This window comes from uncultured Tateyamaria sp. (assembly GCF_947496075.1).
Classification (GTDB): Bacteria; Pseudomonadota; Alphaproteobacteria; order Rhodobacterales; family Rhodobacteraceae; genus Tateyamaria.
Map to the genome: position 1 here is coordinate 20,781 of NZ_CANMBJ010000007.1, position 22,890 is coordinate 43,670.

The 22,890-nt window shown below is 60.0% G+C and carries 25 protein-coding genes; 17 read left to right on the top strand and 8 right to left on the bottom strand.

What is annotated here, in order from left to right; all coding sequences use genetic code 11:
* Nucleotides 1–16 precede the first annotated feature (16 nt).
* The 7 genes from secY to rplQ all read left to right on the top strand — a co-directional run bounded on the left by secY (nt 17) and on the right by rplQ (nt 5,462).
* A complete protein-coding gene (gene secY, locus Q1A51_RS22850; protein ID WP_299210873.1) occupies nt 17–1,381 on the top strand; it encodes a preprotein translocase subunit SecY in 1,365 nt (454 codons plus the stop codon).
* Nucleotides 1,382–1,405: 24 nt separating this feature from the next.
* Nucleotides 1,406–2,050, top strand: coding sequence for an adenylate kinase (locus tag Q1A51_RS22855; RefSeq protein ID WP_299606040.1), 645 nt, complete (start codon nt 1,406–1,408; stop codon nt 2,048–2,050).
* Between the two features lie 22 nt (nt 2,051–2,072).
* Nucleotides 2,073–2,831: an alpha/beta fold hydrolase gene (locus tag Q1A51_RS22860; protein ID WP_299210985.1), complete on the top strand. Its 759-nt coding sequence runs from the start codon at nt 2,073–2,075 to the stop codon at nt 2,829–2,831.
* Between the two features lie 180 nt (nt 2,832–3,011).
* Nucleotides 3,012–3,380 (top strand): 30S ribosomal protein S13, encoded by a 369-nt coding sequence (rpsM, locus tag Q1A51_RS22865; protein ID WP_299210879.1) that lies wholly within the window; start codon nt 3,012–3,014, stop codon nt 3,378–3,380.
* Between the two features lie 12 nt (nt 3,381–3,392).
* Entirely contained in the window at nt 3,393–3,785 is a 393-nt protein-coding gene (rpsK, locus tag Q1A51_RS22870; protein WP_299210882.1) for a 30S ribosomal protein S11, read from the top strand.
* A gap of 112 nt (nt 3,786–3,897) precedes the next feature.
* Nucleotides 3,898–4,914: a DNA-directed RNA polymerase subunit alpha gene (locus Q1A51_RS22875; RefSeq protein ID WP_039688716.1), complete on the top strand. Its 1,017-nt coding sequence runs from the start codon at nt 3,898–3,900 to the stop codon at nt 4,912–4,914.
* Between the two features lie 128 nt (nt 4,915–5,042).
* The gene (gene rplQ, locus Q1A51_RS22880) at nt 5,043–5,462 is read left to right on the top strand and encodes a 50S ribosomal protein L17 (protein ID WP_299210888.1); all 420 of its coding nucleotides are present in this window, start codon (nt 5,043–5,045) and stop codon (nt 5,460–5,462) included.
* Between the two features lie 59 nt (nt 5,463–5,521).
* Here the strand turns inward: rplQ and Q1A51_RS22885 are convergent, their stop codons facing one another.
* A complete protein-coding gene (locus tag Q1A51_RS22885; RefSeq protein ID WP_299210891.1) occupies nt 5,522–5,977 on the bottom strand; it encodes a host attachment family protein in 456 nt (151 codons plus the stop codon).
* Nucleotides 5,978–6,121: 144 nt separating this feature from the next.
* Here Q1A51_RS22885 and Q1A51_RS22890 point away from each other — a divergent pair, with 144 nt between their 5' ends.
* The 10 genes from Q1A51_RS22890 to Q1A51_RS22935 all read left to right on the top strand — a co-directional run bounded on the left by Q1A51_RS22890 (nt 6,122) and on the right by Q1A51_RS22935 (nt 16,317).
* Entirely contained in the window at nt 6,122–7,501 is a 1,380-nt protein-coding gene (locus Q1A51_RS22890; protein WP_299606043.1) for a trypsin-like peptidase domain-containing protein, read from the top strand.
* A gap of 1 nt (nt 7,502) precedes the next feature.
* The gene (locus Q1A51_RS22895; protein WP_299606046.1) at nt 7,503–8,810 is read left to right on the top strand and encodes a replication-associated recombination protein A; all 1,308 of its coding nucleotides are present in this window, start codon (nt 7,503–7,505) and stop codon (nt 8,808–8,810) included.
* 45 nt (nt 8,811–8,855) lie between these two features.
* Nucleotides 8,856–9,236, top strand: a complete 381-nt coding sequence (crcB, locus tag Q1A51_RS22900; RefSeq protein WP_299606049.1) for a fluoride efflux transporter CrcB — start codon at nt 8,856–8,858, stop codon at nt 9,234–9,236.
* A complete protein-coding gene (locus tag Q1A51_RS22905; RefSeq protein ID WP_299606051.1) occupies nt 9,233–10,270 on the top strand; it encodes an RluA family pseudouridine synthase in 1,038 nt (345 codons plus the stop codon). The genes crcB and Q1A51_RS22905 overlap by 4 nt, the downstream gene beginning before the upstream one ends.
* Nucleotides 10,271–10,924: an HAD-IA family hydrolase gene (locus Q1A51_RS22910; protein WP_299606053.1), complete on the top strand. Its 654-nt coding sequence runs from the start codon at nt 10,271–10,273 to the stop codon at nt 10,922–10,924.
* Nucleotide 10,925: 1 nt separating this feature from the next.
* On the top strand, nt 10,926–11,639 hold the full coding sequence (locus Q1A51_RS22915; protein ID WP_299210910.1) for an ATP12 family protein: 714 nt from the start codon (nt 10,926–10,928) through the stop codon (nt 11,637–11,639).
* A gap of 206 nt (nt 11,640–11,845) precedes the next feature.
* The gene (locus Q1A51_RS22920) at nt 11,846–12,862 is read left to right on the top strand and encodes an amino acid ABC transporter substrate-binding protein (RefSeq protein ID WP_299210913.1); all 1,017 of its coding nucleotides are present in this window, start codon (nt 11,846–11,848) and stop codon (nt 12,860–12,862) included.
* A gap of 167 nt (nt 12,863–13,029) precedes the next feature.
* Nucleotides 13,030–14,244, top strand: a complete 1,215-nt coding sequence (locus tag Q1A51_RS22925; protein ID WP_299210916.1) for an ABC transporter permease subunit — start codon at nt 13,030–13,032, stop codon at nt 14,242–14,244.
* A 3-nt stretch (nt 14,245–14,247) separates the two neighbouring features.
* Nucleotides 14,248–15,537, top strand: a complete 1,290-nt coding sequence (locus tag Q1A51_RS22930) for an amino acid ABC transporter permease (RefSeq protein ID WP_299606058.1) — start codon at nt 14,248–14,250, stop codon at nt 15,535–15,537.
* Nucleotides 15,538–15,549: 12 nt separating this feature from the next.
* Nucleotides 15,550–16,317 (top strand): amino acid ABC transporter ATP-binding protein, encoded by a 768-nt coding sequence (locus tag Q1A51_RS22935; protein WP_299210922.1) that lies wholly within the window; start codon nt 15,550–15,552, stop codon nt 16,315–16,317.
* Nucleotides 16,318–16,737: 420 nt separating this feature from the next.
* Here the strand turns inward: Q1A51_RS22935 and Q1A51_RS22940 are convergent, their stop codons facing one another.
* The 7 genes from Q1A51_RS22940 to yidC all read right to left on the bottom strand — a co-directional run bounded on the left by Q1A51_RS22940 (nt 16,738) and on the right by yidC (nt 22,837).
* A complete protein-coding gene (locus Q1A51_RS22940) occupies nt 16,738–17,235 on the bottom strand; it encodes a histidine phosphatase family protein (protein WP_299606061.1) in 498 nt (165 codons plus the stop codon).
* A complete protein-coding gene (locus Q1A51_RS22945; protein ID WP_299606064.1) occupies nt 17,232–17,846 on the bottom strand; it encodes a ferredoxin in 615 nt (204 codons plus the stop codon). The genes Q1A51_RS22940 and Q1A51_RS22945 overlap by 4 nt, the downstream gene beginning before the upstream one ends.
* A complete protein-coding gene (locus tag Q1A51_RS22950) occupies nt 17,843–18,637 on the bottom strand; it encodes a sterol desaturase family protein (protein ID WP_299606066.1) in 795 nt (264 codons plus the stop codon). The genes Q1A51_RS22945 and Q1A51_RS22950 overlap by 4 nt, the downstream gene beginning before the upstream one ends.
* Before the next feature lie 57 nt (nt 18,638–18,694).
* Entirely contained in the window at nt 18,695–19,558 is an 864-nt protein-coding gene (gene argB, locus Q1A51_RS22955) for an acetylglutamate kinase (RefSeq protein WP_299606068.1), read from the bottom strand.
* Nucleotides 19,559–19,644: 86 nt separating this feature from the next.
* On the bottom strand, nt 19,645–20,298 hold the full coding sequence (yihA, locus tag Q1A51_RS22960; RefSeq protein ID WP_299606070.1) for a ribosome biogenesis GTP-binding protein YihA/YsxC: 654 nt from the start codon (nt 20,296–20,298) through the stop codon (nt 19,645–19,647).
* Nucleotides 20,295–21,026 carry an MOSC domain-containing protein gene (locus tag Q1A51_RS22965; RefSeq protein WP_299606073.1) on the bottom strand — a complete coding sequence of 244 codons (732 nt, stop codon included), beginning with the start codon at nt 21,024–21,026 and terminating at the stop codon, nt 20,295–20,297. The genes yihA and Q1A51_RS22965 overlap by 4 nt, the downstream gene beginning before the upstream one ends.
* Entirely contained in the window at nt 21,023–22,837 is a 1,815-nt protein-coding gene (gene yidC / locus Q1A51_RS22970) for a membrane protein insertase YidC (RefSeq protein ID WP_299606076.1), read from the bottom strand. The genes Q1A51_RS22965 and yidC overlap by 4 nt, the downstream gene beginning before the upstream one ends.
* Nucleotides 22,838–22,890 lie beyond the last annotated feature (53 nt).

A 22,890-nucleotide genomic window follows, 5' to 3' on the forward strand; every position in this document is an offset into this window, starting at 1 on the left:
AAAGGAACACACCCGCATGGTATCTGCCGTCGAGAATATGGCCGCCAACACGAGCTGGAGCGCTCTTGGTAAGGCCACCGACCTGCGCAACCGCATCCTGTTCACCCTCGGTCTGCTGATCGTCTACCGCCTTGGCACCTTTATCCCGGTGCCCGGCATCGACGGGGCTGCCCTGCGGGAGTTCATGGAAAGTGCAGGCCAAGGCATTGGCGGCATGGTCAGCATGTTCACCGGTGGTGCGCTGGGCCGGATGGGCATCTTTGCCCTTGGCATCATGCCTTACATCTCGGCCTCGATCATCGTGCAGCTTCTGACCTCGATGGTGCCCAAGCTTGAGCAACTCAAGAAAGAGGGCGAACAGGGGCGCAAGAAGATCAACCAATACACCCGCTACGGCACGGTGGCACTGGCGACCTTGCAGGCCTATGGCCTTGCTGTATCGCTGGAATCCGGCGATCTGGTGACCGATCCGGGCATGTTCTTCCGCATGTCGTGCCTGATCACGCTGGTGGGTGGCACCATGTTCCTGATGTGGCTGGGTGAGCAGATCACCGCACGCGGCATCGGCAACGGTATTTCACTGATCATCTTTGTCGGCATCATTGCCGAGGTGCCTGCGGCGCTGGCGCAGTTCTTTGCGAGCGGTCGCTCGGGTGCGTTGAGCCCTGCGATCATCGTGGGTGTGATATTGATGGTCGTGGTGACCATCACCTTCGTGGTGTTCATGGAGCGCGCGCTGCGCAAGATCCACATCCAGTATCCGCGCCGTCAGGTGGGGATGAAGGTTTATGACGGTGGGTCCTCGCACCTGCCGGTCAAGGTGAACCCTGCGGGCGTGATCCCTGCGATCTTTGCCTCGTCGCTGCTGCTGCTGCCCGTGACGATCTCGACCTTCTCTGGCAACTCGACCAGCCCGATCATGTCGTGGCTCTTGGCCAACTTTGGCCCCGGTCAGCCTCTGTACCTGCTGTTCTTTGCAGCGATGATCGTCTTCTTTGCCTATTTCTATACGTTCAACGTCAGCTTCAAACCCGATGACGTAGCCGACAACCTCAAGAACCAGAACGGCTTTGTCCCTGGTATTCGCCCCGGTAAGAAAACCGCTGAATACCTCGAATACGTGGTCAACCGCGTGCTGGTTCTGGGTTCGGCCTACCTGGCGCTGGTCTGTCTGCTGCCCGAAATTCTGCGCGGTGAGTTCGCCATTCCGTTCTACTTTGGCGGGACATCCGTGCTGATTGTGGTATCTGTGACCATGGACACGATCCAGCAAGTACAAAGCCACCTGTTGGCTCACCAGTACGAAGGCTTGATCGAGAAATCGCAACTGCGCGGTAAGGGCAACAAGACCCGCCGCAAAAGGAGCCCTGTCCGTCGCTAAGGCGGTCCAGGGAGGGGACAGCTGATGAACATTATTCTCTTGGGCCCGCCGGGCGCGGGCAAGGGAACGCAGGCGCGTTTTCTGGTTGAAGAACGGGGCATGGTGCAATTGTCGACAGGCGACATGTTGCGCGCTGCCAAGGACAGTGGGACCGAGATGGGCCAGATCGTGGCCGACGTCATGGCCCGCGGCGCACTTGTCACGGACGAGATCGTCATTGGTCTGATCCGCGAACAGCTTGAGACAGTGAAGGCCAATGGCTTCATCTTTGACGGTTTCCCCCGCACCTTGGCGCAGGCCGATGCGTTGGCCGATCTGCTGGCGGAGAAGGGCGAGACCCTGGACGCTGTGATCGAGATGGAAGTGGATGACGAGGCGCTTGTCGCCCGCATCGTTGCGCGTTCGACATGTGGCGCATGCGGTGAGGTCTATAACGACAATACCAAGCCGATCCCGTCGGACGGCAAGTGCACCAACTGCGGCGCCGAAAACCAGTTCAAGCGTCGGGCGGACGACAACGAGGAAAGCCTCAAGACCCGCCTTATGGAATACTACAAGAAGACCTCTCCGCTGATCGGCTATTACTATGCCAAGGGCCAGTTGGCGAAGATCAATGGGCTGGGCGAGATCGCCGATGTAAAGGCGGCGATCGCTGCCGTTGTCAAATAGCGTGGCGCTGAACGTTACTGCGATGGGGCCGGCGCATGCGCCGGCCTTTGCGTTTCTGCCTGGCGTCGCAATGTCGGCAGACGTGTTTGCGCCGGTCGCTGCGCACCTGCCCGACACCCGGTCCCTCCTGGTGGACCTGCCCGGCCATGGCGGCAGCCGCGATGTACCCTGGCGCAGCATCACGGATACTGCGCAGGCCGTGCTTGATACATTGCCAGACTCCGTGACCGGCATCGCGGCCGTGTCGCTGGGGGCCTATGTGGGCCTGACGATGCTTGCGCTCGCGCCCGACCGGTTTCAACACGCGTTGCTCAGCGGCATTCATCAGGGTGACATGCCGAACCCGCGGATGATGCGGGTGATAAGTTGGGCCATGGCCCCGTTTATCACGCGGCCCTTTCTGGCAAGGCGCAATGCGACGGCCATGGGTGTGTCGCCCGATCTGATGGAACCATATGTGGCGGGTGCTGTCCAAACCCGGCCCCGTGCCTTTGCACGTGCCACCTGTGATGTTGTTGCGTTCACGCCGCCTGCCGGTCTGGACCGGGTGTCGACGCGCGTGCTGGTTGCAGCCGGCAGCAAGGAACACCGCCTGATCCTGGACGGGCAATCGGCGATCTGCGCGGCACTGCCACATGCCCAAGCCTGCCGCGCAACCGGCCTGGGGCATGGCTGGCCCGCGCAGGACACGGCCCGGTTTGCTGCCCTTTTGCGCGCACATGCCGATGAGGCAGACTGGCCGGAAGGGATCGAACCAGCCCATGCAGAGCAGATTGCTTAAACCACTCTTGACGTCCCACAAAACAAGGCCTATCTCACGCCATCTCTAACGAGAATCAAAGACCGGAACGCGTCCGGTCGGATCACCTGATCAGCTGCAGGCCCGGGGGCAAAATCCTTGGGCCTTATGTTGTGAAAAAAGGGCCTGGAATGACGGGCTCGCAACGAAAGGAAAGCCCAAGTGGCACGTATTGCAGGGGTCAACATCCCCACAGCCAAACGCGTTCCGATCGCCCTGACCTATATCACGGGTATCGGCAACACCTCAGCTCAGAAAATCTGCGAAGCAGTTGGTATCGATGCCAGCCGCCGTGTGAACGAACTCAGCGATGCTGAAGTTCTGAAAATCCGCGAGCACATCGACGAGAACTTTACCGTCGAGGGTGACCTGCGTCGTGAGACACAGATGAACATCAAGCGCCTGATGGACCTGGGCTGCTACCGTGGCCTGCGCCACCGTCGCAACCTGCCCGTCCGTGGTCAGCGCACACACACCAACGCTCGCACCCGCAAAGGCCCCGCAAAGGCCATTGCCGGCAAGAAGAAATAAGGAGACGCACCAATGGCACGTGATACCCGCCGTGGAGCCAAGAAAAAGGTCTCCAAGAACATCGCCGCAGGCGTGGCGCATGTGAACTCTTCGTTCAACAACACCAAGATCCTGATCTCGGACGTGCAAGGCAACGCGATCGCATGGTCGTCTGCTGGCACCATGGGTTTCAAAGGCTCGCGCAAGTCGACACCCTATGCGGCCCAGATGGCAGCAGAGGATGCTGGCAAGAAAGCTCAGGACCACGGTGTTAAGACGCTGGAAGTCGAAGTGCAGGGCCCGGGTTCGGGTCGTGAATCGGCTTTGCGCGCGTTGGCTGCTGTTGGCTTCAACATCACGTCGATCCGCGACGTGACGCCGATTGCCCACAATGGCTGCCGCCCACCCAAGCGTCGCCGCGTCTAAGCGACATCCAACACCTTTTGGGGCCGCGTGTTTCGCACGGCCCCAATCTGCTTTTTGAAACCTCGGGAGTCGCGCGTTGGGACATGGCGCGTCGACAGGAATGGAGGGACGCATGATCCATAAGAACTGGGCCGAACTGATCAAGCCGCAGCAGCTTGACGTCAAGCCGGGCAATGAACCCGCACGACAGGCCACCGTTGTTGCTGAACCGCTGGAACGCGGTTTTGGCCTGACCATGGGCAACGCGCTGCGCCGCGTGCTGATGTCGTCGCTGCAAGGCGCGGCCATCACGTCTGTGCAGATCGACAACGTATTGCACGAGTTTTCGTCCGTCGCCGGTGTGCGTGAAGACGTCACCGACATCATCCTGAACCTCAAGCAGGTCAGCCTGCGCATGGAAGTCGAAGGGCCCAAGCGCCTGTCGATTTCTGCCAAGGGTCCGGGCGTTGTGACGGCTGGTGACATCTCGGAAAGCGCCGGGATCGAGATCCTGAACCGCGATCTGGTCATCTGTCACCTCGACGATGGTGCGGATGTCTACATGGAACTGACCGTGAATACCGGTAAGGGCTATGTGTCGGCGGACAAGAACAAGCCGGAAGACGCGCCTATCGGTCTGATCCCGATCGATGCGATCTATTCGCCGGTCAAGAAGGTCAGCTATGACGTGCAGCCCACCCGGGAGGGCCAGGTGCTGGACTATGACAAGCTGACCATGAAGGTCGAAACCGATGGCTCCATCAGCCCTGACGATGCCGTGGCCTTTGCTGCGCGCATCCTGCAGGACCAGCTGGGCATCTTCGTCAACTTCGACGAACCGGAATCGGCAAGCCGTCAAGACGATGACGATGGCCTCGAGTTCAACCCGCTTCTGCTGAAGAAAGTGGACGAGCTGGAACTGTCCGTGCGTTCGGCAAACTGCCTGAAGAACGACAACATCGTCTACATCGGTGATCTTATCCAGAAGACCGAAGCAGAGATGTTGCGCACGCCGAACTTTGGCCGCAAGTCCCTGAACGAGATCAAGGAAGTGCTGTCGGGCATGGGTCTGCACCTTGGCATGGATGTCGAGGACTGGCCGCCGGACAACATCGAAGATCTGGCCAAGAAGTTCGAAGACAACTTCTAATAGCCATTAGGGTGGGCGGTCACGCCCACCCGACGACCGGGCATAACGCCCCAAGGAGAGCCCAAGACACGCATCGCGGGCCAGACAAAGCAAAACAGCCCGTAGAGGGCACGATTTGGAGAAGAAAAATGCGTCACGCACGTGGTTACCGCCGCCTGAACCGGACACATGAGCACCGCAAGGCTCTGTTCGCCAACATGGCAGGCTCGCTCATCGAACATGAGCAAATCAAAACAACACTGCCCAAGGCCAAGGAACTGAAGCCTATCGTTGAAAAGCTGATCACGCTTGCCAAGCGCGGTGATCTGCACGCCCGTCGTCAGGCCGCGTCCAAGTTGAAAGAAGAGCAATACGTTGCCAAGCTGTTTGACGTCCTTGGCCCGCGCTACGCCGAGCGCCAAGGCGGCTACATTCGTGTTCTGAAGGCTGGCTTCCGTTACGGTGACATGGCGCCCATGGCGATCATCGAATTCGTGGACCGCGACCGCGACGCCAAGGGCGCCGCTGACAAGGCCCGCGTCGCAGCAGAAGACGCTGCCGAAGAATAAGGCTTTGCGCACAGCGAAGCGGAAACGCCGCCCCCTGATCCGGGGCGGCGTTTTGCGTTTCAAAAGAGACCAAGTTCGGCCTTCACGATTTTCTCGATCTCGTGCACCGGGTGATTGGTCAGCGTCTTGGGGATATCGGCAACGATCTTGGCCGTGACCTCGATGTGCATGTCGGCGCGGAGCACGCCGAGCACCTGCGGTGATGCCACCAGAACCAGCTTGTCGAATGCGCCCTTGTGCGCTTCAGCGTACAACATGTTGGACAATTCCTTGGCGAACCGATCCTTGGCCAAGGTGTGCCAATCCGTATCCTCCAGGGCGGACGATTGACCCGGTCCACCATCCTTCATGCGCCCGGGCCGGTCGGTCGATTGCGCGCGGGACGGAGGGTTCTCTTGCGCTTCCACGTCCGTCACTTCGAATTTGGGGTTTCGCCGATCTGTCAGATTGCGCAGGAACAGCGCCTTTTCACCATCAGCCACGACGACCAAGGTGCCCCGATCTAGTTTTGCCATTTCTTTGGTTCTCCTTTGCTCTGTCTCCGAGCAATATATGCATGCCCTCATTGTATCTCTCAGCTGGGGGCCGGAATTGCGTTCGGTCAGTTCTGTTGCATTTGTCCGGGGCAGGGCGCATATCCGGACGCAGACGAGGACGCCATGAAACACCTGTTTTTGATCATTTTGCTTGGCCTGTTTGCCCAAGGTGCGCAGGCAGAAACGCGCGTGCCGCAAAACCAGTCGGAAATCACCCTCAGTTTTGCGCCGCTGGTGCGCGAAACAGCCCCGGCGGTCGTGAATATCTATGTGCGCTTTGTCACCCAGGCGCGTGCGCGCACGCCCTTCATGGACGATCCGTTCTTCGAACGTTTGTTCGAAGGGTTCGGGCAACCTCAACCGCGTGTGCAGAACTCGCTCGGGTCCGGCGTCATCCTTGGTGAGGATGGGATTGTCGTGTCGAACTACCACGTGGTGGGGCAAGCGACCGATATCCGGGTCGTGCTGAATGACGGGCGTGAATATGATGCCCGCGTGCTGCTCGGGGATCAGGAAAGTGATCTGGCGATCCTCAAGATCGACGATGCAAAGGACCTTCCGTTTCTATCCTTACGCGACAGTGAAACGGTTGAGGTGGGCGAATTGACCCTCGCCATCGGCAACCCCTTTGGGGTGGGGCAAACCGTGTCCTCTGGTATCGTTTCGGGGCTTGCACGCTCGGGCGGCAGCAATGGGCGCGGGGCGGGATATTTCATTCAGACCGACGCACCGATCAACCCGGGCAACTCTGGCGGTGCGCTGATCGACATGCGCGGCCAACTTCTGGGCATCAACACCCGCATTCTCAGCCGTTCGGGCGGGTCGAACGGGATCGGCTTTGCCATTCCCGCCGATCTTGTGGCGGCGTTCGTTAAACAGGCGCGGGACGGCAATGACCGTTTCATTCGGCCATGGGCCGGGGCTACAGGGCAGGCGGTTGACGTCGATCTGGCCGAGACGCTTGGCCGTGACCGACCCGGTGGCATCATGCTTGCCGGTCTGCACCCGGCCAGCCCGCTGGCCGAGGCCGGGTTCGAAGTGGGCGACGTGGTGCTGGCCGTTGATGGCGCGACCGTGGGCAGCCCTGGCGAAATGCTGTTCCGCATGAGTGTTGCCAGCGATCAGGACAGTGCCACAATGACCCGCCTGCGCGATGGTGAGGAAGACGTGTTGACCGTCGCCCTCATCCCACCGCCAGACAGCCCGCCGCGTGAAGAGACGACACTCTCCGAAGATGCAAGCCTGCCGGGCCTCACCTTGGCGCGCATCAATCCGGCTGTTCTGGCCGAACTGAACCTGCCCATCGCGGCGGACGGTGTGGTGGTTCTGGACGAAGGCCAGATAGGCCGTCGTGTCGGATTGCGTCGTGGCGATGTGCTGCAACGGATCGACCGGCAGGACATTGAGACCCCTGCGCAGGCTGCGGCCATCCTGTCCGAAGCGCGCCGTGGCACCACCGTACGCGCGGTGCGCGGCAACAGCCGCATCGTGTTGCGGTTCTAAGATGGGTGATCTCTTCGCCTCTTCCCCATCGGAGCAAGACAGGGGACCACGGCCTTTGGCCGACCGGTTGCGCCCGCAAAAACTGTCTGACGTCATTGGACAGTCACAGGTGCTGGGGCCAGAGGCGCCGCTGACCGTCATGCTGTCCTCGGGCGCGCTGAGTTCGCTGGTGTTCTGGGGCCCACCCGGCGTCGGCAAAACGACCATCGCCCGGCTGCTTGCGCATGAGACGGATCTGCATTTCGTCCAAATCTCGGCGATTTTTACAGGTGTCCCGGACCTCAAGAAAGTGTTCGAGGCGGCCAAGATCCGTCGCCAGAACGGGCAGGGGACGCTGCTGTTCGTGGACGAGATTCACCGCTTCAACAAGGCACAGCAGGACGGGTTCCTGCCGCATATGGAGGATGGGACGATCCTGCTGGTTGGGGCCACCACAGAGAATCCCAGTTTCGAGCTAAACGCTGCTGTTATGTCCCGCGCGCAAGTGCTGGTGCTGGAACGGCTCGACCTCAAGGATCTCGAATTGCTGGCCCAACGGGCCGAACAGGAGTTGGACAAACCACTCCCGCTCGACGGGCCTGCGCGTGAGGCGCTTCTTGAAATGGCCGACGGGGACGGGCGCGCGCTTTTGAACCTGATCGAACAGGTTACGGCCTGGACGGTGGACAGCAAGCTCGACAAGACCGCCCTTGCTGCCCGCCTGATGCGCCGTGCCGCCCAATACGACAAGTCGGGCGATGCGCATTACAACCTCATCTCGGCCCTGCACAAATCGGTGCGCGGCTCAGACCCCGATGCATCACTGTACTGGTTCGCCCGGATGCTGGAGGGCGGAGAAGACCCCCGCTACCTCGCCCGCCGTATCACGCGTATGGCGGTCGAAGATATTGGCCTTGCTGACCCGCAAGCGCAGGCGGTCTGCCTGCAAAGCTGGGAAACCTATGAACGCCTCGGCAGTCCCGAGGGCGAGCTGGCACTGGCACAGGCGCTTGTTTACCTCGCCCTCGCGCCCAAATCGAACGCGGCCTACGTCGCCTACAAGGGCGCACGACGGGCGGCGAAGCAGACCGGATCGCACCCGCCGCCCAAACACATCCTGAATGCGCCGACATCGCTGATGAAGGATCAGGGCTATGGCAAGGACTATGCCTATGACCACGACGCCGAAGACGGGTTTTCGGGGGCGAACTACTTTCCTGACGGGATGGAGCGGCCCGACCTCTACCAACCGGTAGAACGCGGCTTCGAACGCGACCTGAAAAAACGGCTCGACTACTTCGCACGGCTCAGAACCAAGCGGAACAGCTAGGCCGCCGACCTTGACTCTTTGCGGCGAACCGACGACAGACCGCGCATGTTTTCAACCCTTTCCCTTGTGGCCCTTGGCGGGGCGATCGGCGCATCCCTGCGCTGGCTGACGGGCGTGGCCGTGCTGCGCACACTGGGTCCGTCCGACTTCCCGCTGGCCATCATCACGGTCAACGTCATCGGCTCCTTCCTGATGGGGGTCTTTGTCGTGGCCGCCGCCCATCGGGGGCTGACCCATCTCAGCCCCTTCGTGATGACCGGTGTGCTGGGCGGGTTCACCACGTTCAGCGCCTTTTCTCTTGAAACCATGACGCTGATCGAACGCGGACAGGTGGCGTCGGCCAGCCTCTATATCCTGCTGTCGGTCGGCCTGTCGGTCGGCGCATTGGCCCTTGGCCTCATCCTGGCCCGAGGAGTTTTCGCATGAGCGGCGTACAGACTGTCACCGTGGAAGAGGGCGAGGGCGACCAGCGCCTTGACCGTTGGATGAAGCGGCGCTTTCCGCAGGTGAGCCAGGGCATGATCGAAAAGATGTGTCGCAAGGGCGAATGCCGTGTGGATGGGGGCAGGGTCAAATCCTCGACCCGCGTGGAGGAGGGGCAAAAGGTGCGTATCCCGCCCTTGCCCGACCGGCCCGCGCCGCCCGTGCAAAAGACGCGCATCTCGGACAAGGACGCCAAGATGATCCGCGACTGCGTGATCTACAAGGATGACCAGATCATCGCGATCAACAAACCGTCCGGCCTTCCGACCCAAGGGGGATCGGGGCAGACCAAGCACGTGGACGGGCTGGCCGAGGCGCTGATGTTTGACCTCGACGAAAAACCGCGCCTCGTGCACCGGTTGGACAAGGACACATCGGGTGTCCTGCTGCTGGCGCGCACCCGGGCTGCGGCCAAGTCCCTGACAGCCGCCATGCGGCATCACGAAACGCGCAAGATCTACTGGGCGCTCGTCGCCGGTGTGCCCACGCCTTACTTGGGTGAAATCAAGTACGGGTTGGTCAAGGCGCCGGGCCATGGCCGCAGCGGCGAGGGTGAGAAGATGATCGCCGTACACCCGCGCGACATCGACGACACGCGCGGGGCCAAGCGGGCACATACGATATACGCCACGCTCTACCGCGTTGCGTCCCGTGCGGCGTGGGTCGCGATGGAGCCGATCACCGGGCGCACCCACCAGCTGCGCGCGCATATGGCCGAGATTGGGCACCCCATTGTCGGTGACGGTAAATATGGTGGGTCGAGCCAGGAAAACATGGGCGACGGCTGGGGTGCCAAGGTCGGTGGCATCATCTCGCAAAAACTGCACCTGCACGCGCGCATGATGCGCTTTGAACAGCCCGAAACGCGCAAGGTCATCACGGTGACCGCCCCCCTGCCGGACCACATGGCGCAAAGCTGGGACACCTTCGGTTGGACCGAGGACCTGGCAGCAGAAGACCCGTTCGAGGCGCTGTAGATGCGTCTGGTAGTCTTTGACGTGGACGGCACGCTGGTCGACAGCCAGGCGGACATCGTGGCCAGCATGGTGGACGCCTTTGCAGCCGTGGGGCTGGACGCACCGGCCCGACAAGACATCCTGGGCATTGTTGGCCTGTCCTTGCCCGTGGCGATGGAGGCGCTGGTCGCGGATGCCGATCACGCGCGGATGGTCGAGGCCTACAAGGACAGCTATGCCAAGCTGCGGCTGTCAAAGGGGGCTTCATCCTCTCCGCTCTATTCGGGTGCACGGGCGGCACTTGATCGGTTGCAGGCGCAGGACGACATCCTGCTGGGTGTGGCGACCGGGAAATCCAAGCGCGGTCTCGATGGGCTGATCGAAGCCCACGGGCTTAACGGCATGTTTGTGACCCGGCAGGTCGCGGATTTCCATCCGTCCAAGCCGCATCCATCGATGCTGCGCGCCGCGCTGGAGGAATCCGGGGTGGAAACGGCAGACGCCGTGATGATCGGCGACACCAGCTTTGATGCGCGGATGGCGCATGCGGCAGGCATGCCGTTCCTGGGCGTCGGCTGGGGCTACCATGCCCCCAGCCAGCTTGATGGTGCCCGCGCCATTTTGAACGACTTTTCTGAACTCGATGATGCGCTGAACGCGCTATGGACCGACTGACATGAGCGAATGGAAGCAAAAACGGTTCTGGAAAACGGCGACAGCTGAACAGACGGATACGGGTTGGACCGTTACGCTGGATGGACGGGCCGTGAAAACACCGGCCAAGGCGGGGCTGATCCTGCCGACGCAAAAGATGGCCGATGCCGTCGCGGCCGAATGGAACGCGCAGGATGAAGCGGTGAACCCGCTGTCGATGCCGTTCACCCGCAGCGCCAATGCGGCCATCGACAAGGTGGCCGTGCAGCGCAGCGAAGTGGCCGATATGCTTGCAGCCTATGGCGATGCGGACCTGCTGTGTTACCGGGCGGATGGGCCACAGGAGCTGATCGACAGGCAGGTGGCAGAATGGGATCCCTATCTGGATTGGGCCGCTGATACCTTGGGTGCGCGGCTTCAGCCACGGACGGGTTTGATGCACGAATCACAGGATGCGCAAGCGCTCGCATCGTTGTCTCAACGGGTCCACGTTCTATCTGAGTTTGAACTTGCGGCCTTTCATGACCTTGTCAGCCTCTCTGGATCGCTGATCCTGGGTTTTGCCGCCGCTCAAGACCTGCACCCGGCGCCCACAATTTGGGCGGCGTCGCGGCTTGATGAAATCTGGCAGGAAGAGCAATGGGGTGAGGATGAAGAGGCCCGAGAGGTCGCGCAGATCAAGCAAGCGTCGTTTTTGCACGCGAAAGCCTTTTTTGATGTGGCAAAATATGGTTGACGCTAGGGCATGTTGCGGCCTGTCAAACCGCACAATAATGCATCGTTTTTGGTGACGCAGCCCTTGACGTTCTGCGATGAATCCTTCCAAACTATGGCCCACTGGTTGGGGACAACTCCGGCTGGATAGCCTTCGGCGGAGCATGGACACTCAGGCTGCGCTGATCGAACCGCCAAAATACGGCGGAAAATCAGGAAGAGGTAAAAATGAAAAAAACCGTAATCTTTAGCGCGCTGACCGCCGCTGGCATGGCTGCCGGCGCTGCGGCTGCTGGCACGCTCGATGACGTGAAAGCACGTGGCACGCTGAACTGCGGCGTGACAACCGGTCTGGTCGGCTTCGCCGCACCTGACGCAAACGGCGAATGGGACGGCTTCGACGTGGCTGTGTGCCGCGCTGTGGCTGCTGCTGTGCTGGGTGATCCCACCGCAGTTGAATTCGTGCCCACAACCGGCAAGACGCGCTTCACCGCGCTGGCTTCGGGCGAAATTGACATGCTGGCCCGCAACACCACGTGGACGTTCAGCCGCGATGTGGACCTCAAGTTCACCTTTGTTGGCGTGAACTACTACGACGGCCAAGGCTTCATGGTTCCGAAGGATCTGGGCGTGTCCTCGGCCAAGGATCTGGACGGCGCAACCGTCTGCATCCAGACCGGCACCACGACCGAGCTGAACCTGGCGGACTTCTTCCGCTCGAACAACATCAGCTATGAGCCGGTTCCGATCGAAACCAATGCCGAAGCGCAACAGCAGTACCTTGCAGGTGCTTGTGACGTGTACACCACCGACGCATCGGGCCTGGCCGCAACACGCGCCACGTTCGAAGCCCCCGGTGATCACGTTCTGCTGCCCGAAATCATCTCGAAAGAGCCGCTGGGCCCGCTGGTCCGTCACGGCGACAACGAGTGGGGCGATGTGGTTCGCTGGACCCTGAACGCGCTGATCTCGGCAGAAGAGCTGGGTATCACGTCGACCAATATCTCTGAAATGTCCGGTGGCACCGACAACCCGGAAATCAACCGTATCCTGGGCACCGAAGGTACCCTGGGCGAGATGCTGGGTCTGGACGCTGACTGGGCGATGAAAGCCATCAACGCCGGCGGCAACTATGGCGAAATCTTTGAGAAGAACATCGGTGAAGCCACTCCGATCGGTCTGGCCCGTGGCCTGAACGCTCAGTGGACCGATGGCGGCCTGCTTTACAGCCCGCCCTTCCGCTAAGATACCAAGCCGAGGGGCGCAGGTTAAACCCTGCGCCCCTTGCGCATCTGGGGCACAAGATCGCTGAAAACAGCGGCGCAGCTGCCTGAAAATGCAGACAGTTATGAAAACCCGGCCCCGCGTCACTGACGCGCAAAAAACAAGGCCGGAACCACGGGGAAAACCTCATGACAACGATGACCGACCCTCCACAGGAGTCGTTCCGCCTGTCGATGCTTTTGAACGACACGCGGTACAGATCATACACATTCCAATTCATTGCCCTGATCGTACTGATCGCGTCTGCCGCCTTTTTGATGAGCAACCTGTTCAGCAATCTGGCTGCCGCGGGTTTGAACATTTCCTATCAATTTCTGGGCACCCCAGCGGGCTATGACATAAACCAAACTCTGATTGACTACAGCAGCCAGTCGACCAATGCGCGCGCCGCACTGGTGGGCATCCTGAACACGCTGCTTGTGGCCTTTCTGGCCTGTGTGACGGCTACCATCTTTGGCGTGATCGCCGGGGTTCTGCGCCTGTCCAACAACTGGCTGGTCAGCAAGCTGATGTCCTTCTACGTGGAGATCTTCCGGAACATCCCTGTGCTGATCTGGATCATCATCATCTTCACCATCATGATCGCGGTCCTGCCGGGGCCAAGGGCGTTCCGCGGGGACGAACCGGCGGCAAGCATGGTGTTCGATGCCATCGCCTTTACCAACCGCGGCGTTTACATCCCCGCACCCGTGTGGGGCGCAGGATCACTTTTGGTTGTGGCCACGTTCCTGCTGTCAATCGTTGGCGTGATTGCCTATCGCCGCTATGCCACCAAACTGCTCTACGATACGGGCCGTTTGCTGCCCATGGGTTGGCCCAGCCTGGCCATTCTGTTTGTGCCAACGCTGCTGGTCTATTTCATCATGGGCATGCCGATCGGGCTCGATTATCCGGTGCTCAAGGGCTTCAACTTTTCCGGTGGGATCAAGGTCGGTGGACCGCTGATCGCCCTGTGGTTCGCTTTGTCGATCTATACAGGCGCCTTCATCGCGGAAAATGTCCGAGCGGGTATTCAGGCCATTTCCAAAGGGCAGTCTGAAGCCGCAGGCGCGCTGGGTCTGCGCCAGGGCCGGATCATGAACCTTGTGGTGCTGCCACAGGCGCTGCGGGTCATCATCCCGCCGCTCATCTCGCAATACCTCAACATCACCAAGAACTCATCGCTGGCCATCGCCGTGGGCTACGCCGATGTCACGGCCACACTGGGTGGGATCACCCTGAACCAGACCGGGCGTGCCATCGAATGCGTTCTGCTGCTGATGCTGTTCTATCTCACGATCTCGCTGTGCATCTCGGCGATCATGAACGTCTACAACAATTCCGTTAAGTTGAAGGAGCGCTGAGCCATGTCAGATACATCTGCTGCCTTTGTGCGCACCGAACAAGTGCCACCTTCACCACCGCCAGCGTCGGCAACGGGACCTGTCAAATGGGCCAAGGACAACCTGTTCTCGACACCGCTCTATAGTCTGCTGACGATTGCCGCATTCTATTTCATCTACCTGATCCTCGCCAACACACTGCCGTGGATCGCCAATGGCGTCTGGGGCACGTCCAGCCTGGCAGAATGCCGCGAAGCGCTGAACGGCGTGTCGGGCGGCTGCTTCTCGGTCCTGACCGAGCGGTGGAACCAGCTGCTGTTCGGGTTCAAATACCCGGCGGATCAGTACTGGCGCCCAGCGTTGACCTTCCTGCTGTTCTTTGCAGCCGCCGCACCGGTGCTGTTCTTCAAATTGCCGCGCCAATTGCTGTTGTTTACGGCGCTCTTTCCGTTCATCGCCTTCTACCTGATCTGGGGTGGCACGATCCTCACTCCGATCCTGGCGCTGGTCGGGTTCGTGGCGGGCTACTTTGTCTACCAACGCTTTGTGACGGGCAGCTTTGCCGCCGGTTTCTTTGGCGGGATCGCGACGGCGTTTGTCGTCTGGATCATCGGCGGGATGCTGATCCCTGCAAACGCGAACGAAGGCGCGTTGCTCAGCACCGTGCCCAGCCGCGATCTGGGGGGCTTCATGCTCAACATGATGCTGGGCGTGACCTGTGTGTCGCTGTCGGTGCCTCTGGGCATCGCACTGGCGCTGGGCCGGCAATCGGACATGCCGCTGATCAAATGGATCTGCGTGGTCTTTATCGAGTTCATTCGCGGCGTGCCGCTGATCACGCTGCTGTTCGTGGCAAGCGTGATGCTGGCGTACTTCTTCCCGCCGGGCACAACGACCGACCTATTCCTGCGGGTTGTGATCATGATCACGATGTTCTCGGCGGCCTACATCGCCGAAGTGATCCGGGGTGGCCTCGCCGCCCTGCCACGCGGCCAGTACGAAGCGGCGGACAGCCTCGGCCTCGACTACCCCCAGGCCATGCGGCTGATCATCCTGCCACAGGCGCTCAAGATCTCGATTCCGGGCATCGTGAACGTGGCGGTGGGTCTGTTCAAGGACACCGTGCTGGTCTCGGTCATCTCGATGTTTGACCTGTTGGGCATGATCCGCGGTCCCATCCTCGCCTCCACCGAATGGAACGGGGTCTATTGGGAACTTCTGGGCTTTGCCTCGCTTCTCTTCTTTGTCGTCTGCTACGGCATCTCTCAATACTCGCAGTGGCTGGAACGCCAGCTTGCGACCGATCACCGCTAAGGAGTGGCTGATATGACTGAACAAGTTGCAATGAACGTCTCAAACGAAGTCGCGATTTCAATCGACAAGATGAACAAGTGGTACGGGACATTCCACGTGCTGCGCGACATCGACCTGACGGTGTATCAAGGCGAACGGATCGTGATCGCCGGGCCTTCGGGCTCTGGTAAATCCACCCTGATCCGCTGCATCAACGCGCTCGAGGAACATCAGCAGGGTACGATCACCGTGGACGGCACCGTGCTGTCCTCGGACGTCAAGAATATCGACAAGATCCGGTCCGAGGTTGGCATGTGCTTCCAGCACTTCAACCTGTTCCCGCACCTGTCGATCCTTGAAAACTGCACGTTGGCCCCGATCTGGGTGCGCAAAACGCCCAAGAAGGAAGCCGAAGAGATCGCGATGCACTTCCTGGAAAAGGTGAAAATCCCCGATCAGGCCGACAAGTATCCCGGTCAGTTGTCTGGTGGTCAGCAGCAGCGCGTGGCGATTGCCCGCTCGCTCTGCATGCGTCCAAGGATCATGCTGTTCGACGAACCAACCTCGGCGCTCGATCCGGAGATGATCAAAGAGGTGCTCGACACCATGGTCGAGCTGGCCGAAGAGGGCATGACCATGCTCTGCGTGACGCACGAGATGGGCTTTGCCCGTCAGGTGGCGAACCGGGTGATCTTCATGGACGAAGGGCAGATCGTGGAACAGAACGAACCCGAAGAGTTCTTCAACAACCCGCAGAGTCCCCGGACCCAGCTGTTCCTCAGCCAGATTCTCGGCCACTGATCAAGCGGGGCGGGGGACACCCCCGCCTTACAAGGCCGCCCGGGCAAACCTGGAGCGGCCTGACCTCAGCCTAGACGATGGTTATGAGGCATAACCAACTTCCTTCTTCTGGCTAAAAATACCTTGGGGTTTGGGGCAAAGCCCCATCAAAAACTGCATCGCGTCGCCGTCAGGCGGCCTTTGGATGTTTCCGAAAGTCTGGAACCGAAAATACCCTGCCGCGCTTACGCGCTCTCGGGATATTTTCGATCAGAGGTTCTAAGGTGATTTCGGAAACATTCGAGATCACCGTGCGTTGCGTTAACCGCCCAACATCCGCCCGGTGGGGGTGTACAGGGGGTGTACGGATGCTGCACGGGGGGTGACACCCTGTCTCAAGCCGTCAATCTCCATGAAAACAAGGTGAATGCGTGGGGCGACTCACCCCGCCATCACCTCACGTGGCACAGCAAAGTCGACCACTTGCCCGACACGCCAATCAATCTCGGCCCAGCCGTCCACGTCAAAGCGGATGATGGCGGTTGCACAGGTCGGGTAGTCCAGAAAGCGCGGGTGTTCCGGCGGTTGCTCCACCACCCGTTCCGCGAAATCGGCAATGCCGGGGTTGTGGCCCAGCACTAGAACGGCCTGTTCCGTTTGCTCTTTCAGCACCGCCATCATTGTCTCGGCCCCGGCATGATACAGGGCGCGCGAAAACTTCACCGGTATATCAAACGCCAACCCCAGAAAGGTCTGTCCGGTCCGCTCACTGGTCGAGCTGACAGCCGCTTGGGGGACATGGTCCTTCCGCCGCAACCAATCGCCCATGGCCCGTGCAGAGGCCTTGCCCCGCGCGTTCAATGGCCGGTCGTGATCCATCAATGCAGGATGATCCCAGCTTGATTTGGCATGGCGCATCAAGATCAGAGTGCGGGTCATCGGTGAAAGGCTTTCATGTGAAACGCGGTTTGGGCATCGGACCGGTCAAAGCTCTGACTGACCGGGCAAGCCCGCCGCACATGGCAGCCCCGGGTCATGCATTGAACACCGGCAGGCGTATCAAGATACGCCTTACAGGCAGGCACATCATAGGCCGTTTCGGCAGATAATGCACCCACCGGGCAGGCCGTAACACAGGGGCGATCTGTGCATGCATCGCAAGGACGCGACCCTTCGGATGCATCTTTGAATGCATGCGTGAATTCCAGTGCCCCCCGGATCGAAATCATCAGACCGGCGCGGTCATGGATCATCATGCCTGTTGGGCTTTGCCAGAAGCGCCCCGTGTCCAATGCCCACGCTATGAAGGGGGCATAGGGTGGCCCGTCGGATGGAAAATGCGCTGTTGCCGCAAGACAGTCTGCTATCCCGTTCAGAACGCGTTTGGACCAGGTGTCGACGGGGTTTTCGGCCGCGTCGATATACTCGGTGCTTTGGGTGAAGACAGACCACCAATGCGCGTCTGTGCCGACGAGAACCTTGTTCGACGTGTGCCCCATGACCATCAAGCCATGTGGGTCAACTGCGGCTGAAACAGCCTTGAGGATCATTTCCGGGCAAAGGGCAAGGACAGGGACCAACCAAGCCTCGAGGGGCGGTCATCTTGCCATTCCAGGCCCACTTGCATGTCGTCATGCCCGGCTTCGGGTTGGGCAATATAGGTGCCGAACATGCGATCCCAGATCGACAGCGAAAAACCATAATTGCTGTCATGTTCATGCCGGTGCACGGAATGGTGCACACGATGCATGTCTGGCGTCACAAGCAAGCGCCGGACGATGGCGTCGAGCCACAGGGGCAGGCGGATGTTGGCATGATTGAACATGGCAGTGCCGTTCAGGATGATCTCGAACAGGATCACCGCGGCGGCAGCGGGGCCAAGCAGATATACAGCGCCAATCTTGATCAGCATGGACAGGCCGATCTCAATGGGATGAAAGCGGATGGCCGTGGTCACGTCCATGTCCACATCGGCGTGGTGCACCCGGTGCAGGCGCCACAAAAGCGGAACCTTGTGTGTGATGAGATGCTGGGCCCAGATGATGAAGTCGAGGATCAGGATAGCCGCGACAACCTCGATCCAAGTGGGCAGGGAAAGGGCATTGAACAATCCCCACCCCTGGTTGGCCGCATCAACCGCCGCGCCAACAGCCAGCACTGGCAGTACGAACGCCATAACGCGGATGAACAGCGTATTCGCGATAGTGATGCCCCAGTTGGTGACCCAGCGCCGCGACCGGCTTTGAGTGCGTGCCCGGCGCGGCAGCACGGCTTCGGTCAATGCAAAGAGCGTAAACAGACCGAGGAAGACACCAAAGCGAATGAGCGTTTCGTTTTCCATGCCCCATATCTACCGCCGGGTTGCCGTTGCGCAATGCGGCGTGCAGACACGTTTGCGTCAGCGGGGGCGGATGATGGACCCGGCACCGTGGTCCGTAAAAAGCTCAAGCAGGCAGGCATTCGGGGCGCGTCCATCGAGGATAACGACGGCGCGTACGCCGCTGGCAATGGCGTCGAGCGCGGTTTCCGTCTTTGGGATCATGCCACCCGCGATGGTGCCATCCGCTGTCAGGTCACGGATCTGGTCGGCGGTAAGTTCGGTGACAACCTCACCATCCGCATTCTTAACGCCGGATACATCGGTCAGCAGCAAGAGGCGGTCCGCCTTGAGCGCACCCGCGATAGCGCCTGCGGCCGTGTCACCGTTTATATTGAAGGTCTCTCCGCCTTGGCCGGAGCCAAGAGGCGCGATCACCGGTATCATTGACTGTTCGAACAGCGTCGACAGGATCGTCGGGTCCATCTGCGCGGGCGTGCCAACAAGGCCGAGAGCCGCATCCGTCTGGTCGCAGCTGATCAGGTTCGCATCCTTGCCCGACAGACCCACGGCCTTGCCGCCCGCGCGGTTAATGGCTTGTACGATGCGCTTGTTGACGACCCCGGACAGCACCATCTCGACCACTTCCATGGTCGCGGCGTCTGTCACACGCTTGCCGTTCACGAACTCCGATTGAATATCGAGACGCTTGAGCATGTTGTTGATCATCGGCCCGCCACCGTGCACGATCACGGGGTTTACACCCACTTGCCGCATCAAAACCACGTCATTGGCGAAGCTTTCCATCGCCTCGTCCGAACCCATGGCGTGACCACCGAGCTTGATGACGACAGTGGCCCCGGTGTAGCGCTGCATGTAAGGCAACGCCTGGCTGAGGGTGCGGGCAGTGGCGATCCAGTCGCGGTTCATATCTTGGGTCTTCATCTTGGGTCTATGATGATTGCGCTGTTTTCTGTCTTGCCCCAGCCGTGGAGCGGGGCCAAGATTTTTCGTACGAAAAATCGTCTGCGTCAGACGAGCGTTGCGATGATGGCGCGCAGGGATGCAATACCGTCGCCCTTTTCGCTGCTGGTCAGTACGATTTCAGGGAAGGCGGCGGGGTGTTTTGACAGGGCAGCTCGGACCTGCGCCAGAACGGCATCCCTGTCCTTGGCTTTGACCTTGTCCGTTTTGGTCAGCACGCATTGAAACGTGACGGCGGATGTATCCAGCAGTTTCAGAATTTCTTCGTCCACCTTCTTGATCCCATGCCGTGCATCGATCAGGACAAAGGCACGGCGCAGGGTCTGGCGACCTGACAGGTATTGTTTCAGCAGGCGTTGCCATTTCTCGACCACCGGTAGGGGGGCGTTCGCATAGCCATAGCCGGGAAGGTCGACCAAATAGTGGTCATCCCCCGCCGTGAAGTAGTTGATTTCCTGCGTGCGACCGGGTGTGTTTGACGCACGTGCCAACCCTTTACGACCCGTCAAGGCGTTGATCAACGAGGATTTTCCGACATTTGACCGCCCGGCAAAGCACACTTCCATCCGATCTGCAGGGGGCAGGCCGGACATGGCTACGACGCCTTTAACAAACTCTGTTTCGCCTGCGAACAGAAGCCGGCCACGCTCGGCAGTTTGCGGATCCGGTTCTTCGGCGATGGGGAAGGGCAGGGCTGTCATGACAATTGGTCGCCGATTGCTACGGTTCCGCCCGACTTGACCTTGAAATAGACACCAAAGTTTCGTGTGTTCCAGCCATCTTCAAGCGCGCGCAGCATGCTGATATCCCGTGCGCCTGTTTGCGGATTGGCGTCCGGTGCCCTGCACCGTTCAATTGGCTCAACCGGAGACAGTGTTGCACCCCCGAGGGTGATATCGCCTGCAAGCAGGTCAATCTCTTCCCATGGCGCCAGGTCGTCCAGCCATAGATTGATCCGGAACCGCCTCATATCAACATGCATGCCAGCCTTCTGACTGAGGGCGCGCAGCGAAGACAGGTTTCCGATCGAGACTGAGGCAAAGGGCACGTCTGTCATACCCTGCTGTGGAGCCTTGACCAGCCTTGCGGGACCGGGCCGGTTGTCGGGCCACAAATCCCCGATCCAAGCACCAAGCGCAGCGGGCTCGGTGGATGGGGCAAAATCAAGTGGGTCGCGAGAGGGATGGGTCAGGACCACGCCCGTCGGTGTGCTGGCAGCACCCACCGCGGCCAAGGCAGGACCGGACGCAACCTGCAAGAAGTTGCGTCGTGGTTGCCAATCATCCGTGTCCTCGGCCTCGGCATTCAGAAGTGCCCAGGCCCGATCACCAACAACTGCCTCTTCCGGGGTCAGGTCGACCTGCTCACAGGCCTCGCAACCGATCCCCTTGATCGGATGCCGCCAAATATGGGCGAGCGTGCCTGTCACTTCTTGGGTTCCTCGGCTGCTTTCTTCTTGAAGCTGCCGGTGATGTTGCTCAGCAGATCGGGTTTGTACCCCTGACTGCGCATGATCAAATATTGCTGGGTGAAGGTGATCACGTTGTTGGCGATCCAGTACACAACCAGCCCGCTGGCAAAGCTGCCCAGCATGAACATAAAGACCCACGGCATCCACGCAAAGATCATCTGTTGGGTGGGGTCGGTGGGTGCCGGATTCAGCTTCTGTTGTAGCCACATCGAAATACCCAGTAGAAGCGGCAGGATGCCGATAAAGACCAGGGCCATCAGGCTGTTGGGATCGGGTGCTGCGTTGGGCAGCAGGCCAAACAGGTTGATGATAGACGTCGGGTCAGGTGCGCTGAGGTCCTGGAATGGTCCAAAGAAGGGCGCATGCCGCAATTCGATCGTGACGAAGATCACTTTGTAAAGCGAGAAGAAGATCGGGATTTGTAAAAGGATCGGCAGGCAACCAGCGGCCGGGTTTACCTTTTCCTTCTTGTACAGTTCCATCATCCCTTGCTGAAGTTTCTGCTTGTCGTCGCCGGCCTGTTCTTTCAGTTTCTCCATTTGCGGCTGAAGTTCTTTCATCTTCGCCATCGAAACGTACGATTTATATGCAAGCGGAACCAAAACGGCCTTGATGATCAGGGTCAGGCCGATGATTGCCCAGCCCATGTTGCCGATCAGTTTGTTCAACTCGTGCAGCAGCCAGAAGATCGGCTTGGTCAGGAAAAAGAACCAACCCCAGTCGATGCTGTCGATGAACCCCTGGACACCACCGGACTGGTATTCGCGAATGGTTTCCCACTCTTTCGCGCCTGCAAAAAGCTGTGTTTGAACTGCCACAGTTGCACCGTTTGCCACATCCTGCGTCGGCAGTCGGGTAACAGCCCGGTAGACATCACTGCGGGGGGCGTAGGTCAGTGCTTGGTCAAAGCTTTGAACGCCTGTCGGGATCAGGATCGACTGCCAGTAGTGGTCGGTAAAGCCAACCCAGCCATCCGTCACGCCTTCGGTCACGATCGCCGGGCGACCCCAGGACGGGTCCACGTCAGCGTCGGGGATTTCATCCCAATCGATTTCCGCAAGTTCTCCGTCCGCCATGGCCACTGCACCTTCGTGCAAGATGAAGAAGTTCTTGAGATCGGATGGCTCTCCATGCCGGGTCAACATGCCATAGGGTGCGACCCGAACCGCGGCCCCGCTGGTATTTGTTACTGATTGGGTGATGTCGAACATGTACTGGTCATCGATGCTGATGATCCGTTCAAAAACCAATCCATCCCCGTTATTCCATGTCAGAGTAACGGGTTCACCAACGGACAGCGTGTCGCCTGCGGCCAGGGCCCAGGTTGTGTTGGGACCCGGTACTGCGTCAGCGTTGAGCCCGCCGCCGGGTGCCCAGCCATAGACGGCATAATATGCGTCCGCCGTGCCAACAGGCGACAGCATCCGAACGATGTCGGCATCTGGCTGAAGGCTTGTCCGGTAGTCTTTCAGACGCAGATCGTCGATACGGCCGCCCAGCAGGGATATAGAGCCCGAGACACGTGGTGTTTCGATGTCGATGCGCGGGGCGTCAGCCGTCTCTGTCGCGACTTCCGTTGCCGGTTCGGCCGCGTCGCCTATTGCCGGTGCCGTTGGCACTGTCCCGGGATCTTCCGCCTGTGCCGTGGTTGGGGCCGCTGTATCAAGCGGAACCTCCGGTTCTGGCGGGGGAAACAGCACAAACCATACAAGAATGACAAGGAAACTGAGCGCCGTTGCAAGAATGAGGTTCTTGTTCTGATCGTCCATCGGGGACTGCCACCTGCTGTCTGAAACGTTGCACGGGTTCAACAGAGTGCAGG